This window comes from Micromonospora sp. NPDC005254, assembly GCF_042872525.1.
Classification (GTDB): Bacteria; Actinomycetota; Actinomycetes; order Mycobacteriales; family Micromonosporaceae; genus Micromonospora.
Genome location: NZ_JBIAKM010000004.1, coordinates 19314 through 35071, shown reverse-complemented (window position 1 = coordinate 35071; position 15758 = coordinate 19314). Strand labels below are relative to the sequence as shown.

Annotated in this window: 13 protein-coding genes and 1 pseudogene; 8 read left to right on the top strand and 6 right to left on the bottom strand. The window is 71.9% G+C overall.

Annotated features, from left to right (window positions below):
- Positions 1–1686, bottom strand: a pseudogene (locus tag ACFYPR_RS13305) (hypothetical protein); the annotation flags it as partial.
- Positions 1687–2327: 641 nt separating this feature from the next.
- Between ACFYPR_RS13305 and ACFYPR_RS13300 the strand changes: the two are divergent.
- Both ACFYPR_RS13300 and rfbD read left to right on the top strand, forming a co-directional pair.
- On the top strand, positions 2328–2858 hold the full coding sequence (locus ACFYPR_RS13300) for a nucleotide disphospho-sugar-binding domain-containing protein (RefSeq protein WP_387181348.1): 531 nt from the start codon (positions 2328–2330) through the stop codon (positions 2856–2858).
- Complete coding sequence (rfbD, locus tag ACFYPR_RS13295; RefSeq protein ID WP_387181351.1) at positions 2855–3859, top strand: dTDP-4-dehydrorhamnose reductase; 1005 nt, start codon at positions 2855–2857, stop codon at positions 3857–3859. Before ACFYPR_RS13300 ends, rfbD begins: the two co-directional genes overlap by 4 nt.
- A 116-nt stretch (positions 3860–3975) precedes the next feature.
- On the opposite strand, the gene ACFYPR_RS13290 is transcribed toward rfbD, so the two are convergent.
- A complete protein-coding gene (locus ACFYPR_RS13290) occupies positions 3976–4593 on the bottom strand; it encodes a pyridoxamine 5'-phosphate oxidase family protein (protein WP_387260089.1) in 618 nt (205 codons plus the stop codon).
- A 164-nt stretch (positions 4594–4757) separates the two neighbouring features.
- Between ACFYPR_RS13290 and ACFYPR_RS13285 the strand changes: the two genes are divergently transcribed.
- From ACFYPR_RS13285 to ACFYPR_RS13275, 3 genes are read left to right on the top strand one after another with little or no spacing between them, the layout of a single operon-like run.
- Positions 4758–5264 (top strand): DUF2231 domain-containing protein, encoded by a 507-nt coding sequence (locus tag ACFYPR_RS13285; RefSeq protein WP_354854714.1) that lies wholly within the window; start codon positions 4758–4760, stop codon positions 5262–5264.
- Positions 5261–5812: an Hsp20/alpha crystallin family protein gene (locus ACFYPR_RS13280; protein ID WP_354854716.1), complete on the top strand. Its 552-nt coding sequence runs from the start codon at positions 5261–5263 to the stop codon at positions 5810–5812. Before ACFYPR_RS13285 ends, ACFYPR_RS13280 begins: the two co-directional genes overlap by 4 nt.
- Before the next feature lie 8 nt (positions 5813–5820).
- The gene (locus ACFYPR_RS13275) at positions 5821–6927 is read left to right on the top strand and encodes a glycosyltransferase family 9 protein (RefSeq protein WP_387260086.1); all 1107 of its coding nucleotides are present in this window, start codon (positions 5821–5823) and stop codon (positions 6925–6927) included.
- A gap of 7 nt (positions 6928–6934) precedes the next feature.
- Here the strand turns inward: ACFYPR_RS13275 and ACFYPR_RS13270 are convergent, their stop codons facing one another.
- Both ACFYPR_RS13270 and rfaE2 read right to left on the bottom strand, forming a co-directional pair.
- Positions 6935–7813, bottom strand: a complete 879-nt coding sequence (locus ACFYPR_RS13270) for a glycosyltransferase (protein ID WP_387260084.1) — start codon at positions 7811–7813, stop codon at positions 6935–6937.
- Positions 7810–9606, bottom strand: a complete 1797-nt coding sequence (rfaE2, locus tag ACFYPR_RS13265; RefSeq protein ID WP_387260082.1) for a D-glycero-beta-D-manno-heptose 1-phosphate adenylyltransferase — start codon at positions 9604–9606, stop codon at positions 7810–7812. Before rfaE2 ends, ACFYPR_RS13270 begins: the two co-directional genes overlap by 4 nt.
- Positions 9607–9786: 180 nt before the next feature.
- Between rfaE2 and ACFYPR_RS13260 the strand changes: the two genes are divergently transcribed.
- Together ACFYPR_RS13260 and ACFYPR_RS13255 are read left to right on the top strand one after the other, a co-directional pair.
- Positions 9787–10329: a type 1 glutamine amidotransferase domain-containing protein gene (locus ACFYPR_RS13260; protein ID WP_363936821.1), complete on the top strand. Its 543-nt coding sequence runs from the start codon at positions 9787–9789 to the stop codon at positions 10327–10329.
- A gap of 177 nt (positions 10330–10506) precedes the next feature.
- Entirely contained in the window at positions 10507–12183 is a 1677-nt protein-coding gene (locus tag ACFYPR_RS13255) for an MDR family MFS transporter (RefSeq protein WP_387260079.1), read from the top strand.
- A 169-nt stretch (positions 12184–12352) separates the two neighbouring features.
- Here the strand turns inward: ACFYPR_RS13255 and ACFYPR_RS13250 are convergent, their stop codons facing one another.
- The gene (locus ACFYPR_RS13250; RefSeq protein WP_387260076.1) at positions 12353–12844 is read right to left on the bottom strand and encodes an NUDIX domain-containing protein; all 492 of its coding nucleotides are present in this window, start codon (positions 12842–12844) and stop codon (positions 12353–12355) included.
- 56 nt (positions 12845–12900) lie between these two features.
- Between ACFYPR_RS13250 and ACFYPR_RS13245 the strand changes: the two genes are divergently transcribed.
- Positions 12901–14550: a fatty acid--CoA ligase gene (locus ACFYPR_RS13245; protein ID WP_355065481.1), complete on the top strand. Its 1650-nt coding sequence runs from the start codon at positions 12901–12903 to the stop codon at positions 14548–14550.
- A 187-nt stretch (positions 14551–14737) separates the two neighbouring features.
- Here the strand turns inward: ACFYPR_RS13245 and ACFYPR_RS13240 are convergent, their stop codons facing one another.
- Positions 14738–15748, bottom strand: coding sequence for an NADPH:quinone reductase (locus ACFYPR_RS13240; protein WP_387260074.1), 1011 nt, complete (start codon positions 15746–15748; stop codon positions 14738–14740).
- Positions 15749–15758: the final 10 nt, after the last annotated feature.

Genomic DNA, 15758 nt, shown 5'->3' with positions numbered 1-15758 from the left:
GCCGCCTTGGGTGCCCTGAAAGCCTTGGGCCCCCTGTGCGCCGGTATCGCCCTGGAGCCCTTGAGCCCCCTGCGGGCCTTGAGTACCCGTGTCGCCCTGGGCGCCTTGAGTACCCGTGTCGCCCTGGAAGCCTTGGGCCCCCTGGGCGCCGCTGTTGCCTTGAGCGCCGGTGTTGCCTTGGGCGCCCTGGAAACCTTGGCTGCCTTGTGCGCCGGTCTCGCCCTGGGAGCCTTGCGCCCCTTGCGCGCCGGTGCCGCCTTGGGTGCCCTGAAAGCCTTGGGCCCCCTGTGCGCCGGTATCGCCCTGGAGCCCTTGAGCCCCCTGCGGGCCTTGAGTACCCGTGTCGCCTTGAGCACCCGTGTCGCCCTGGGCGCCTTGAGTACCCGTGTCGCCCTGGAAGCCTTGGGCCCCCTGGGCGCCGCTGTTGCCTTGCGCGCCTTGTGCGCCGCTGTCGCCTTGGACACCTTGGCTGCCCTGCGCGCCGGTCTCGCCCTGGGAGCCTTGCGCCCCCTGTGCGCCGGTATCGCCTTGGAGACCTTGAGCTCCCTGCGCGCCTTGAGTACCCGTGTTGCCCTGGGCGCCTTGCGGCCCGATCTCGCCTTGGGCGCCCTGGAAGCCTTGAGCCCCCTGGGCGCCGCTATTGCCTTGTGCGCCGGTGTTGCCCTGGCTGCCCTGCGTTCCCTGCGCGCCTTGCACCCCGGTATCGCCTTGCGCACCCTGGAAGCCTTGAGCCCCCTGGGCGCCGCTGTTGCCTTGTGCACCTTGTGCGCCGGTGTCGCCTTGCGCACCCTGGCTGCCCTGCGCGCCGGTCTCGCCCTGCCCGCCTTGCGCCCCCTGTGCGCCGGTATCGCCTTGGAAACCCTGAGCCCCCTGTGCACCTTGAGCGCCGGTATCGCCCTGGCTGCCTTGAGCACCCGTGTTGCCTTGGGCGCCCTGGAAGCCTTGAGCCCCCTGCGCTCCGGTGTTGCCCTGGGTGCCTTGGGCGCCGTTCTCGCCTTGTGCTCCTTGGCTGCCTTGCGCTCCGGTGTTGCCCTGGCTGCCCTGCGTTCCCTGGGCGCCTTGTGCGCCGGTGCTGCCCTGGGCGCCCTGGAAACCTTGAGTCCCCTGCGCGCCGCTGCTGCCCTGCGCACCGGTGTCCCCCTGGGCTCCCTGTGCGCCGGTGTCGCCCTGTGTGCCTTGGCTGCCTTGTGCGCCGGTGTCGCCCTGCGCGCCCTGGAAACCTTGAGCACCCGTATCGCCTTGTGCGCCTTCAGCACCCGTTTCACCCTGCGCGCCCTGCGCGCCCTGCGCGCCCTGCGCGCCCTGCGCGCCCTGCGCGCCCTGAGTGCCCTTTCCGCCGTGGGGGTGGCCCCGGTCCGGCTGCTTGCCCCCCTTGTCGTGCCCACCCCACGGGCCCTGCCAGCCTTGCGGACCGCAGTCCGGTGGTGTGCCGGGGGAGGGCTTCCACGAATCGTCAGATCCACCGTCGTCTCGGAAGGCAGTCGGCCAGTACAACGGAAGCCCGCCGTACTGGCCGGCCGGACCCGGCGTACCGATATGCATGCCCTGGGGAGATGATTCCGCTTCCTGAGGTGGGGCCGCGGCTGCGGGTCCACCCGTCATCCCGACCAACAGCAGGGCGGAACTCAATCCTGAGGCGGCGCGGCCGTGCTTCAGCCCCCGCCGTAGCCGTCGGTCGTTGCTCATGACCCCTCCAGAGCCGCCCCAGATAGACTCGGAGCTACCTACTCGTGACGAACAGTTGCCGGCGAGTTGCAGACTAAGCGACTGGATTGCCCTACAAGGCGCTTATGCGGCATTTGAGTAGTCCTGACGCCCTGCGTACGCCCTGAGGTCGGCGTCCCTTAGGTGCGGCACCCACCAGGCTGGGCCTCCGCGCCAGCTGTCGGAAAGTGCACCAGGCACGTGGAACGCGACCTGAGCCAGGCTCGACTCGCAAGTTGCCGACGCGGTACTGATAGTGCTTTGGTCTGGTTTGCCCCAATTTGGGGCACCTGAGAGGTTAGCCTCGTCAGCACTATGGACGAGGTTCAGCTACGCAGTCTCCGTCATGATCTGGCTGACTCCGCGCCGGTCGCCTCCACCATGGGCACGACCATGCCTTCCACGCGCGCGCCGACGAACGACACCTGCCTCCTTTCCGCCGCGTCCGGGCTTCTTTTCGGGCGCCCAGCCGGAGGTCGATCTACCGATCCGCAGCGTGCGCGGCCGCGGACAGTGCGGGGCCAGTCGGTGATGGCGGAGCGGGTCGAGGCGAATTCAGCGACCGGATCGCCGCTCGGAGTACCGCACCCCGCCGCCGCAGGGCTCATGAAGGAGGTTGAGAGATGTGTGATCCGCCATTCGTGAAAATCTTCTTCCCCGCCGCTGACGGACGCGGGCTGACGCGGCCGGCCGCGCCCCTCGCCCGGGCGACCCGAGCGGCCGGGCGTGCCGTGGTGTCCGCGCTCACCGCCGTCGTCGCCGGTACCGCGGCCGACAGTGGCCCGTCCAGCCTGGACGCCGTCCCGGCCGGTGACCTCGGGGCGGCCCTCCTGTTCGGCGGTGGAGGACGGCCGCTGGCGGACGGCGGATCCGGTCCGACAGCAGCGGCGTTGCACCGCGGCGTATCCGAGCGTCTCCGGTCGGAGGCTGCCGACCCCCCGCTGGTCGCCGCGCAGGTCGTCGGCCGCAAAGCGGAGCTGCCCCTCGCGCTGGCCACGCGCGACACCGCCACGTTCCACCAGGCCGGGCAGCGCCTGCTCCGCGAACCCGCCTTCGCCGAGGCCGCCGGCACGGTGGCCCGGCAGAGGGCGGCCCGACCCAGTCCGGTGGCCGTACTCGACCGCCAGGCCACGGACGACACGGCGTCCCGATGATCCGCTGGCTCGTCACCGGCGCCGGCGGCATGCTGGGGCGCGACATCGTCGAGGTGTTACGCGCCCGACCCGGCACGGTGGTCACCGCCGCCGCTCACGACGAAGTCGACATTACCGACGCGGCGGCCGTCGCCCGGGCCGTTCCGGGGCACGACATCCTGGTCAACGCCGCAGCATGGACCGACGTGGACGGTGCAGAGACGGCCGAGGAACTCGCCACAGAGGTCAACGGTCACGGCGTGCGACACCTGGCTGGCGCCTGCGCCGACCACGGCGTGCACCTGATTCATGTATCCAGCGACTACGTGTTGGCCGGGGACGGGAGGGCGCCGCTGGACGAGGCGGCTCGGCCGGCCCCCGTCAACGCGTACGGGCGCAGCAAACTCGTCGGCGAGCGGGCGGTGCGCGCGATCCTGCCGCACAGCGGTTACGTGGTGCGTACCGCCTGGCTCTACGGCGACCACGGCCCCAACTTCGTGGCGACCATGCTCCTGCTCGCGGCGAACCGGCCCGACGTGCAGGTGGTGGCCGATCAGCACGGGCAGCCGACGTGGTCGGCGATGCTCGCCGAGGGGATCGCCAACCTCGGCGACGCCGCCCACGCCGGCCGACTCACCGCCGGGATCTACCACGGCGTCGCCGGAGGGCGCACCACCTGGTACGGCCTGGCCCGTGCCGTTTACGAGGAATGCGGTCTGGACCCGGACCGCGTCCGACCGACCACCACCGACCGCTTCCCGCGACTGGCGCGCAGGCCGGCGTTCAGCGTGCTCACGCGCCGACGGTGGGCGGAAGCTGGCCTAGAGCTGATGGACGACTGGCGTATCCAACTTCGTGCTGCTCTGCGTAGCCCCGGGCTCGCGAAACTGGCCGAGGCTGCGCGAACGGTCCCCTCCGGTGCCGCGCGACCCCGCACGACCATCACGCCCGGTGCGTGGTCGAAGACGCCGTCCGCGGTGCGGGTGACGGCGAACGCGAGCGGCGGTCCGCAGAGCGTGTGAGCGGCGTCGTCTGCGTGACCTGGGCGTCTACTCGTCGGCTGCCTGGCCCGGAGGACAGGCCGGGGAGTCGTCCGGTGATTCCGCCGGTTGGTCGGCCTGACCGCGACGGATCGGCGTCAGATGTAGATCTTCTTGGCGTACTCCGGGCCGTAGTGCCTCTCCAGGTCCTCCAGGCTCTCGGGCGGCCCCTCGACCTCCTTGATCAGGCGTGCGCGGGTCGGCAGCGCGTCGGGCTGCCAGGTCTCCGGCTGCCACAGCGCGGACCGCAGGAACGCCTTCGCGCAGTGGTAGAAGATCTGCTCGATCTCCACCACCACGGCGAGCACCGGCCGGTGCCCCTTGACGACCATGTCGTCGAACCAGGGCGCGTCGCGTACCAGGCGGGCCCGCCCGTTGATGCGCAGCGTGTCGGTGCGACCCGGGATCAGGAAGAGCAGCCCGACGTGCGGGTTGTCCAGGATGTTGCGGTAGCCGTCGGCCCGCTTGTTGCCCGGCCGCTCCGGCAGCGCGATGGTCGTGTCGTCCAGCACCAGCGTGAACCCGGCCGGGTCGCCCTTGGGCGAGACGTCGCAGCTGCCGTCCGCGCCGGCCGTCGCCATCAGGCAGAACGGGGCGGCGGCGAGCCACTGCCGGTCGCGCTCGTGCAGGCGGGCGCGGTCCTTGTTGGCGGCGCGTACGCCCGGTGTGCCGAGCAGCTCGCGTAGTTCCTCGTGCGAAGTGATCTCCACCGTCACGCGATCCTCCCCCAGCCGTTGACCCGGGTGGCGGCGCCACCGTCGCCAGCCTAGGCCCGCGTGGCCAGCGCGAGGTTTGCCCCCGGTCGCCCGGGGTAGGGCCTCACCCGACACGCCCGCCGCTCATACCGTCCGCAGGAAAGCCGACCAGTGGAGGCCGGGAGATGGAGAGCCGACTCAAGGTGCTGGGTCATCCAGTCCATCCGATGCTGGTCATGTTCCCGGTCGCGCTGTTGGTCACCGCGGTGCTCTTCGACATCATCGACACGGTCGGCGGGCCGGACTTCCTCGGCGAGGTCGCGTACTGGAACATCACCGTCGGCCTGATCGGCGGCCTGCTCGCCGCGGCGGCCGGCTCGTTCGACCTGCTGGCGATCCCGACCGGCACCCGCGCGAAGCGGGTTGGTCTGCTGCACGCGGGCGCCAACGTCGCGGTGATCCTGCTCTTCGCCGCCGTGTGGGTGGTCCGGCTCAACGCCGACTCGCGGGCCGCCGGTGGCGCGCTGATCGCCATCGAGGTCGTCGCGGTGGCGATCCTCGGCATCAGCGCCTGGCTCGGTGGCGAACTGGTCGACCGGCTCGGTGTGGGCGTCGACCGCGACGCCGGTCTGGATGCGCCCAGCTCACTGCGGCCCACCACGGCCACCCGGCGGATCGGAGACGTGCGATGAGCGAGCAGCAGCAGACCGGCGGTTTCGGCCGGGGGTGGCGCGGCCGGCAACAGGGCTGGGACCCGATGGGCGAGTTGCAGTCGCTGCGCGCCGAGCTGAGCCGGCTGGTCGGCGGCCGGGCCGGGTCGTCCGACGTCGAGCTGACCGAGACCGCGGACGGCTGGCAGGTCGTCGTCCGGCTGCCGGGCGTCGCGCCCGAGGAGGTGGCCGTCGAGCTGGACGACCGCGAGCTGTGCGTGCGGGCCCGCTCCGAGGCGGAGGTCAACGCCGATCAGGGCATTCCCGGGGGCTTCGAGACGCGCGGTTTCGAGTACCGCATCGACCTGCCGTCCCGGGTCGACCCGGAGGGCATCGACGCGGTGATGGACCACGGGCTGCTGCGCGTCCGGCTGCCCCGGGCGGCGCGACCCACGGCGCGCACCATCACCGTCGGCCGCGCCGGGCCGCGCTCGGGCGGCCTCTCCGGTGGTACGCCGATAGCGGCCGATCCCGCCGCGGACCGGGAGCTGCACCACCCGGACAGCGTCGGCGAGATCGACCGGGAGTAGCGCGCCACGTGGTCACCCCGTCCCTGCTCGGCCCGACGGCGGGGCGAGTCGAAGACGTGCGCCGGATCGCGGTGCTGCGCGCCAACGCCCTCGGCGACTTCATCTTCGTTCTGCCGGCGTTGGACGCGTTGCGCGCCGCGTACCCCTCGGCGGAGATCGTGCTGCTCGGGGCGCCGTGGCACGCGAAGCTCTGGCGCGACCGGCCCGGCCCGGTGGACCGGGTGCTGGTGGTGCCGCCGGGCCCCGGCATTCGGGAGCCGGAGGCCGGTGAGCCGGCGTCCACGATCGACGACTTCGTGGCGGCGGCCAGCGGCGAGGGTTTCGACCTGGCGGTGCAGGCCCACGGCGGTGGCGCGAACTCCAACCCGTTGATCAGCCGCCTCGGTGCCCGGGTGACGGTCGGGTTGCGCGCCGAGGACGCGCCGCCGCTGGACCGGTGGGTCCGCTACGTGTACTACCAGCACGAGGTGATCCGCTATCTGGAGGCGGTGGCCCTGGTGGGCGCTCCGGCGACCACCATCGTGCCGACGCTCGCGGTCACCGACGCGGACCGGGCCGAGGCCGAGCAGGTGCTCGGTCCACCGGCCCGCCTTCGGGTGGCGCTGCATCCGGGCGCTTCCGACACCCGGCGCCGCTGGCCGGCCGAGCGGTTCGCCGAGGTGGCCCGTGCGCTGCACGGCGACGGGTACGAGGTGCTGGTGACCGGTACGCCCTCCGAGCAGGAGGTGGTGGACCAGGTGGTCGCGGCGGCGGGGGTGCCGGTCCGGCCGCAGGTGGGCACGCTCAGTCTCGGCGGGCTGGCCGGCTGCTACGCCGGTTGCGCGCTGGTCGTCTCCAACGACACCGGCCCGCTGCACCTGGCCGCGGCGGTGGGCACGTCGACGGTGGGCATCTTCTGGGTCGGCAACCTGATCAACACGGCGACGCCGTTGCGTGGCCGGCACCGGCCGATCAGCTCCTGGACGGTGCACTGCCCGGTCTGCGGCGTGGACTGCACGCCGGGCATCTACCCGCACCGGCCGGGTGACGGCGAGTGCCCGCACCGCGACTCGTTCGTCATCGACGTGCCGGTGGCCGAGGTGCTGGAATCGGCCCGCGAACTGCTCAGCTCGTAGGCGGCGCTCAGGCCGGCTGTGGGGTGTCCTCGTCGGCGAGGACGACCTCCCACGCCTCCACGTCCCGTTCGGTGACCGTGGTGGGGGTCTCCAGGTGGTAGGCGCCGCTGGGCAGGATGCCCGCCCCGCCGTGGCGGGCCAGCACCGCGAGCTGGGCGGCCACGTCCTCGCCCTGGTGTCTCTCGTGCACCCGCCGCCAGAAGTCGAAGCCCCCGGAGTCGACGAGCTTGGCCCGGTCGTAGAGCACGCACCCGCCGATCCAGGACACCTTGTACGCCCGCCACGCGCCCGGCGGCAGTGCCAGCTCGGCGGTGACGTGCAGCAGGTTGGCCGCCGAGTGGATGCGGGCGCGGTCCCACTCGGCGGTGCCCGGCCGGATCCGCTCCGGGACGGGCCGGCCGGCCCACTCCTCGTAGTGCCGGTGCGTGTCCGGTCGTACGTCCTCGGTGTACGACAGGCCGTGCACGCCGTTGCCGACGAACCCGCAGTCCAGCTCCTCGATCGCGGTGACCAGCCGGTGCAGCGCCCCGGGCTCCAGCCAGACGTCGTCGTCGAGGTTGAGCACGTACCGGGCGGAGGACGCGGCGAGCAGATAGGCGCGGTGCTCGGCCAGCCCGCGGCGCGGCAGCCGGCGGGTCAACAGCACCGGGTGGCCCGCGTGGCGTAGCGCCCGGACCATGGTGGCCGCGGCGGGGTGGGCGTACGCCGGATCGCCGTCGGACTGGTCGCTGACCACCACGCCGAAGCCGGGAACCCCGCCCTGGGCGGCGAGCCCGGCCAGGGTGACGGCCAGTTCGGCGGGCCGGTTACGGGTCGGGACCAACACGTCGACCAGCCGGTCGGCACGGAACTCCGCCGGGGTGCCGAGGGTGAGGGGCCGGTTCACGACGCCTGGGTGCGGGGGCTCAGCGACGGGTCGGTGGCGTGCGACGACGGGTCCTGGCTGTGCGACCGGATCCGGTCGATGATCGCCGAGGTGGACCGGTCCGGCACGTACCCCAGCGTGCGCACCTGACCGCCGAGTCGGCGCACCAGCGGCGCCTCCGGCACCAGCTCCGGCGGATAGTCGCCGCCCTTGACGTACACGTCGGGCCGGACCGCCTCGATCAGCGCGGCGGGCGAGTCCTCCTCGAACACCACCACGTGGTCCACGCAGGACAGCGCGGCCAGCAGGGCGCCTCGGTCCTCGACCGGGTTGACCGGTCGGTCCGGCCCCTTGAGCCGGCGTACGCTGCCGTCCGAGTTGACCGCCACGATGAGCAGGTCGCCCAGGGCACGGGCCTGTTCCAGGTAGCGCACGTGCCCGGGGTGCAGCACGTCGAAGCAGCCGTTGGTGAACACCACGGACCGGCCCGCCTCGCGATGCTCGGCGACGATCGCGTCCAGTTCGTCGGTGCCGACCACCGCCGGGTGCCCGACGGTCTCCGGTGGCATGTCGAGGGCGGCCAGCAGGTCGTTGCGCAGGCACACACAGGTGCCGGTGTCGGACACGGTGATGGTGGCCGCGAGCTGGGCGAGTTGCGCGGCGGTGGGCAGCGGCGCGTCGGCGGCCAGGGCCAGCGTCATCGCCGCCAGGTACGCGTCTCCCGCGCCCACCGCGTGGCTCGCGGGGACCGGGGTGCTGTGGCTGCGTCGCCGTTCCCCGTCCGCGCCGCCGACCACCGCGCCGTCGGTGTCCAGGGTCACCGCGACCACGTCCGCGCCGGTGTGCGCGCGCAGCTCGGCGAGGCGCGACTCGGCCAGTACGGCCCGGTCCACGCCCGCTCCGGCCTCGGTGTTCACTGTGACGCCGGTGCCGGTGACGCTGAGGCCGTCGCCGGTGAGGGCCACCCGACCCTCGCTCGGGGTGGGCTCGCCGACCGGGCCGGGCCGGTCGTCCGCGCGGGCCCCACCCGGAGCGGCGCCGACGCTCAGCTCGGACGGCCCGTCGGCCGGATCGTTGTCGGGGTGTTCCAGGTGCAGGTCGGTGCCGGCGGTCGAACGGTTCGGGCCACCGGCACGGGCCAGCAGCCGGGTCGCCTCGGCGAAGCTGGGGGTGACCACCGTCGGCGCGAGCCCTCGCCAGTCGGCGAGGTCGTGGGCGTCCAGCGCGACCGTGGCGTACCGCTCGCGCTGTTCGACCAGCCACGCGCGGACCGGCGCGGACAGCGCACCCAGACCGTAGTCGCAGACCACCAGGGTCGGCGCCTCTCCGCCGGCAGCGGCGCGCAGCTCCTCGGTGGCGCAGTCCAGCGCCGTGAGCAGCCGGTCCACCCCGTCCGGGTCGAGCGCGTCGTCGGCGTCGCCGGAGTCCTCGCGGAGCAGGATCTGGTTGCCGGCGAGCATCCGCCGCTTCACCGGGGTGGGCCGACCGGGCTGATTGACCGTACGGTCCCAGACGCCGGCCCGGTCCAGACAGTCGTGCAGTTCGTCACCGGCGACGTCGGCGCCGACCGGCGCCACCAGCACGGCCCGACCGCCGAGGGTGGCGACGTTGACCGCGGTGTTCGCGGCCCCACCGGCGGCGGAGATCCGTCGGCGCAGGGTGAGGACCGGGGCGGGCGCTTCCCGGCAGAGCCGGTCGGAGTCGGCGAACCGCCACTCGTCCAGCATGGCGTCGCCGACGATCAGGACCGGGCGCCCGAGCCAGCTCTCCACGACGGTGGCGAGCCGGCGCTGTTCCGCTGCTGCTCCTGCCATGCCTCCCCGGGTCCCCAGCGGCCCTCCGGACAAACCCCGCGCCGGGACCGGCTGCGCCGCGGGTCCGCGTCCTTTCGTCCCACCCTCGTTGACGGGGTGCCTGTCGTACCGGCGTGGGGTGTTTCGGGCGTTGGAGGCCGGGAAGGGAATTGCGGTACCCCGGAGAGGAGATGTACCAAGATGGCAGCGACACTGCAGGGCAAGAGGATCGCCTTCCTGGCCGCCGACGGCGTCGAGGAGGTCGAGTACGTCCAGCCGCGCGAGGCGGTCGAGAACGCCGGCGCGACGGCCGAGCTGGTCTCGCTCAAGGCCGGTTCCATTCAGTCCTTCAACCACCTGGACCAGTCCAAGACGTACGACGTGGACGTCACCGTGGACAAGGCGGACGCCGCCGGGTACGACGCGCTGGTGCTGCCGGGCGGGGTGGCGAACCCGGACTTCCTGCGGTCCGACCCGGACGCGGTGCGGTTCGTGAAGGCGTTCTTCGACGCCGGCAAGCCGGTCGGGGTGATCTGTCACGGCCCGTGGACGCTGATCGAGGCGGACGTGGTCCGTGGCCGGCGGATCACCTCCTGGCCCAGCCTGCGCACGGATCTGACCAACGCCGGCGCCACCTGGGTCGACGAGGAGTGCGTGACGGACGGCAACCTGACGAGCAGCCGCAACCCCGACGACCTCCCCGCCTTCTGCGCAAAGATCACCCAAACCTTCGCCACCCCCTGACCCCCCACCCCCACCCTGTTGATCATGAAGTTATTGCCGGCTCACCCGGCGTGTCGTGGCAACAACTTCATGATCGACCGGGGTGGCGGCGGGGTGGCGGCGGGGTGGGGGTATGGGACCGGTGGGGTTTTTCTCGGGTATGGGGCATGTTCTCCGGTGGTCGGGAAAGAGGGCTTGATGACCACCGAAGCCTCTGCCGCGCCGGTACTGAATCGCCAGCAGATCCGGCTGCTGATGCTGGGCCTGATGACGGGCATGCTGCTGGCCGCCCTCGACCAGACCATCGTCGGCACGGCCCTGCCGACCATCGTCGGTGAGCTGGGTGGGATCAACCACTACTCGTGGGTGGTCACGGCGTACCTGCTCGCCTCGACCGCGTCGACCCCGCTGTACGGCAAGATGGCCGACCTGTACGGGCGTCGCCCGGTCTTCCTCTTCTCGATCGGCACGTTCCTGCTCGGGTCGCTGCTGGCCGGCCTGTCGCAGAACATGACCCAGCTGATCGTCACGCGGGGCATCCAGGGGCTCGGTGCCGGTGGTCTGCTGACGCTGGCGTTCACGATCATCTCGGACGTGGTCTCACCTCGGGAGAGAGGCCGCTACCAGGGTCTGTTCGGGGCGGTGTTCGGCATCGCGTCGGTGGCCGGCCCGCTGGTCGGTGGGTACTTTGCCGAGACCGACTGGCGGTGGATCTTCTACATCAACGTGCCGCTGGCGATCCTGGCCATCGTGGTCTGCTACCACGTGATGCGGCTGATCCCGTTCGAGCGCCGGGACCACGCGATCGACTGGCTCGGCGCCGGCCTGCTGGTGGCCGCGGTGAGCTGCCTCCTGCTCGCGCTGAGCTGGGGCGGAAACGAGTACCCGTGGGGTTCCGGGCTGATCATCGGCCTCTTCGTCGCCGGTGCGGTGCTGGCCGTGCTCTTCGTGCTCCAGGAGGCGCGGGTCGCCGAGCCGATCCTGCCGCTGCGGCTGTTCCGCAGCGCCACGTTCGCGCTGGCCAACTCTGCCGGCTTCGTGCTCGGTCTGGTGATGTTCGGGTCGATCATCTTCATCCCGCTGTACCTCCAGATCGTCAAGGGCGCCTCGCCGACCCGCAGCGGTCTGCTGATGCTGCCGATGATGGCCGGCATCATCGTGACCTCGATCCTCACCGGCCGGGCGATGAGCCGGATCGGCCGGTACAAGTGGTTCCCGGTGGCCGGGGCGGTCACCCTGCTGGTCGGCATGCTGCTGTTCACCCGGTTGCAGGTGGGTACGTCGCTCTGGGTGGCGTTCGGCTTCATGGTGGTGATCGGCGTCGGCCTCGGTCTGTGCATGCAGTCGCTCGTCCTCGCGGTGCAGAACGCGGTCTCCGTCCGCGACCTGGGCGCCGGTACCTCGTCAGCGACGTTCTTCCGGTCGCTGGGTGGTTCGTTCGGGGTGGCGATCCTCGGCACGGTGCTCTCGTCGCGGCTCAACTCGCAGCTCGCCGACCGGCTGCCCGGTGCGATCGCCCAGCTTCCACCGGAGCAGCGGGCCGCGGTCGCGGCAAATGGCGGCACGAACATCTCGATCAACGACCCGGCGACCATCATGGCCCTGCCCGGCGCCGTCCGGGCCGCCATCCAGGCGTCGTTCGTGGAGTCGCTGCACCTGGTCTTCCTGACCACCGGGCTCGTCGCCATCGTGGCGGTGCTGGTCACCCTGGCGATGCCGAACAACGAGCTGCGGGGTGCCGGTCCGCAGGGCGCCAAGGGCGGGGCCGACCCGCTCGGCGGCGAGGCTCCGGCGCCGGGCGGCAAGCCGCTGACCCGCGAATCCAAGGACGAGGCGGCCGCCGACATGGAGGCCAAGTCCCAGACGATGATCTGACCGTCCTCGGCCGATCGCCGGGACGGCTCCGCGACGACGGGCACACTCCCGAATGAGCGGTGCCCCGTCGCGCTCCGACTCCAGCCAGATCAGAGAGCTATTTCTGGAACATCACCGAAGCGACGGCCCACCGTGCCGTCAAGGAGCTGCACGAGCGCACAGCACCGCCCTACTTGAGGATCAGCCGGTTGGTCTGCTCGAAGACGTCCAGGTCGGCCAGGGTTTCCAACACCGATCCGGAGAGCGGTGGGGGGAACCTGTCGCGGGGGAAGAAGCCGGCGTCGGTGGTCTCGTCGGTGACCCGGGTCAGCTGCCCGTCCCACTCCTCGACCTTGAACGCGGTGGTGAAGACCTGGTACGTGTGCCCGTACATGTTGGTGCTGGTCCGGTCCGGGCCGGTGTAAAGGGCGAACGCGCAGACCCGCAGCGCCCGCAGTCCGGTCTCCTCGCGGACCTCGCGGACCGCGCAGTCGGCGATCGACTCGCCCAGCTCCATCGCCCCGGCGGGCATGGCCCACTGACCGTTGTCCGAGCGTCGGATGAGCAGGATGCGCCCCGCGTTGTCGCTGACCACGGCACGGGCGCCGACGAACATCAGCGTCCGGTCGCCGGCGAGCGCGCGCAACTGCCCTACGTATGAGTCGGCCCAGGAGATGCTCACCTGCGACAATTTACGGGGGTTCCCAACGTGTGACCGCCGACACTAGCTTGTTACCCATGCGTAGCACGATGATGGACGCCCCCCTGCAGGTCTCCCGGATCCTCGACCACGGCGCAGGGGTGCACGGCACGGCCGAGGTGGTCACCTGGACGGGCGCCGAACCCCGCCGGATGACGTACGCCGAGGTGGGCCGCACCGCCGCCCGGTTGGCCCACGCGCTGCGCGACGAGTGCGGCGTCACCGGCGACGAGCGGGTCGCCACCTTCATGTGGAACAACAACGAGCACCTGGTGGCCTACTTCGCGGTGCCGAGCATGGGCGCGGTGCTGCACACCCTCAACCTCCGGCTCTTTCCCGACCAGCTCACCTACATCGCCAACCACGCGCAGGACCGGGTGGTGCTGGTCGACAGCACGCTCATTCCGCTGCTGGCCAGGGTGATCGGCGAGCTGAACACGGTGCGGCACGTGGTGGTGGTCGGCGGTGGCGACCCGGCCCCGCTGGTGGCGGCCGCCGGAGACCGGATCACCGTGCACCACTGGGACGCGCTGCTGGCCGACCGGCCCGAGGTGTACGACTGGCCCGAGGTCGACGAGCGCGACGCCGCAGCGCTCTGCTACACCTCGGGCACCACCGGCAACCCGAAGGGCGTGGCCTACTCGCACCGGTCCATCTACCTGCACTCGTTGCAGGTCTGCATGCCGGAGGGCTTCGGTCTCGGGCCGACCGACCGGGAACTGGCCATCGTGCCGATGTTCCACGCCATGTCCTGGGGCCTGCCCTACGCGGCGTTCCTCTCCGGCGCGTCGTTGATCATGCCGGACCGGTTTCTCCAGGCCGCGCCGATCGCCGAGATGATCGCCGCCGAGCGGCCCACCCTGGCCGGCGCGGTGCCGACCATCTGGACCGACCTGCTGGCCTACCTGGACAGCCACGAGGTGGACACGTCCTCGCTCACCGAGGTGATCGTCGGTGGCTCGGCCTGCCCGCCGGCGTTGATGCACGCGTTTGACGAGCGGCACGGGATCGACGTCATCCACGCCTGGGGGATGACCGAGATGTCGCCGCTGGGGTCGGTCTCCCGCCCGCCGGCGGGGGCGACCGGCGAGCAGGCCTGGCGCTACCGCTACACGCAGGGTCGCGTGCCGGCCGGGGTGCAGGCGCGCATCGTCGGCCCGCTGGGCGAGCCGCTGCCCGCCGACGGCACGGCCGTCGGTGAGTTGGAGGTCCGCGGGCCGTGGGTGACCGCGCGGTACGTCGGTGACGACGCCCCGGATGAGGAGAAGTTCCGCGACGGCTGGCTGCGTACCGGCGACGTGGGCATGCTCTCCTCGGACGGGTACATCACGCTTACCGACCGGGCGAAGGACGTGATCAAGTCCGGCGGCGAGTGGATCTCGTCGGTGGAGCTGGAGAACGCGCTGATGGCGCACCCGGCCGTGCTGGAGGCGTGCGTGGTGGGCGTGCCGGACGAGCGGTGGGACGAGCGGCCCCTGGCGACCGTGGTGGTCCGCGAGGGTGCGTCGGTGACCGCCGAGGAGTTGCGGGACTTCCTGGCCGGCTCGGTCGCCCGGTGGCAGTTGCCCGAGCGGTGGGCGTTCATCGACACGGTGCCGAAGACCAGCGTCGGCAAGTTCGACAAGAAGGTCGTCCGTTCGCGGTACGCCGACGGTGAGCTGACTGTCCGGGAGCTGACAGCACCGTAACGTTTTACCGGGCACTGTCGCCTGTTGGGCAGAGGAGTACTCCTGACATTCCTCCCCAGGGGCGGCCCCGGCGTTCGCACCGCGCCGGGGCCGCCCGCTCCACACGGGGTGATCCCGCACCGTCATTGTTGCGAAACTTGTTCGCGTCTGTCCTGATGACGGGGAAATCGGGTGTCCAGCGACCCGTTCAGGCGTCACTGGTGGTGATCAGCACCTTGCCCACCGCCGAGTCCTCGACCGCCTGATGCGCGGCCGCCGTGTCGGCAAGCGGATAGTGGTGCAGCGGCAGACCGGCGTCCGCGCCGACCCGGAGGCCGCCCTGGCTGGCCGCCGCCGCCACGTCGATCACACCCTGCGCCTTGGCCGCCTTCGGCTCCGTGTAGACCAGCACGAACTGCCAGCGGGCGTTCGGCGCCATCATCGGCCGGATCGGGATGGTCACCTCGCCCCCGCCGTCGTCGGCGTACATGCAGACCGCGCCGCCGTGCCGCAGCACCTGGGCGTCGACCGCGGCGTTCCGGCCGGGGGAGACCTCCACGATCGTGTGCACCCCGTCGGGAGCGATCCTGCGGACCTCCTCGACCACGTCCTGCTCTCGATAGTTGATGACGTAGGAGGCGCCGGCCGCCGCCGCGAGCTGCCCCTTCTCCGCGCTGCTCACCGTGGCGATCACCGTCGCGTCGGCCCAGCGGGCGAGCTGGATCGCCGCGTTGCCGACCGCGCCCGCCCCGCCCTGCACCAGCACGGTGTGATCGGCCAGCGCACCGGCGCGCAGCGCGTCGGGCATGAACTCGCCGGCCGTCAGACAGCGGTGCGCGGTGAGGAACGGGATGCCCAGGCTGGCTCCCAACTCGAACGAGGCGTCGCCCAGGGGAACCGCCTGCCGCACCGGCACCAGCGTGTACTCCGCGGCGGTGCCCCACGGCCGCTGCCAGGCCGCCTCCCAGATCCAGACCCGCTCGCCGATCAGCGCACGGTCGACCCCCTCGCCGACCGCCTCCACCACGCCCGCGCCGTCCTGCCCGGGGATCTGCCACCCGTCCGGCGGGAAGGCCCGCCGCGACTTCCAGTCCGTCGGGTTCACCCCGGACACCGCCAGGCGGACCAGCACCTCGCCGGCCCCCGGCTCCGGCACCGGCCGGTCGACCAGCTCCAGCACGGAAGGGTCGCCGTTGCGCTCGTACACGATGGCTTTCATTCGTGGCTCC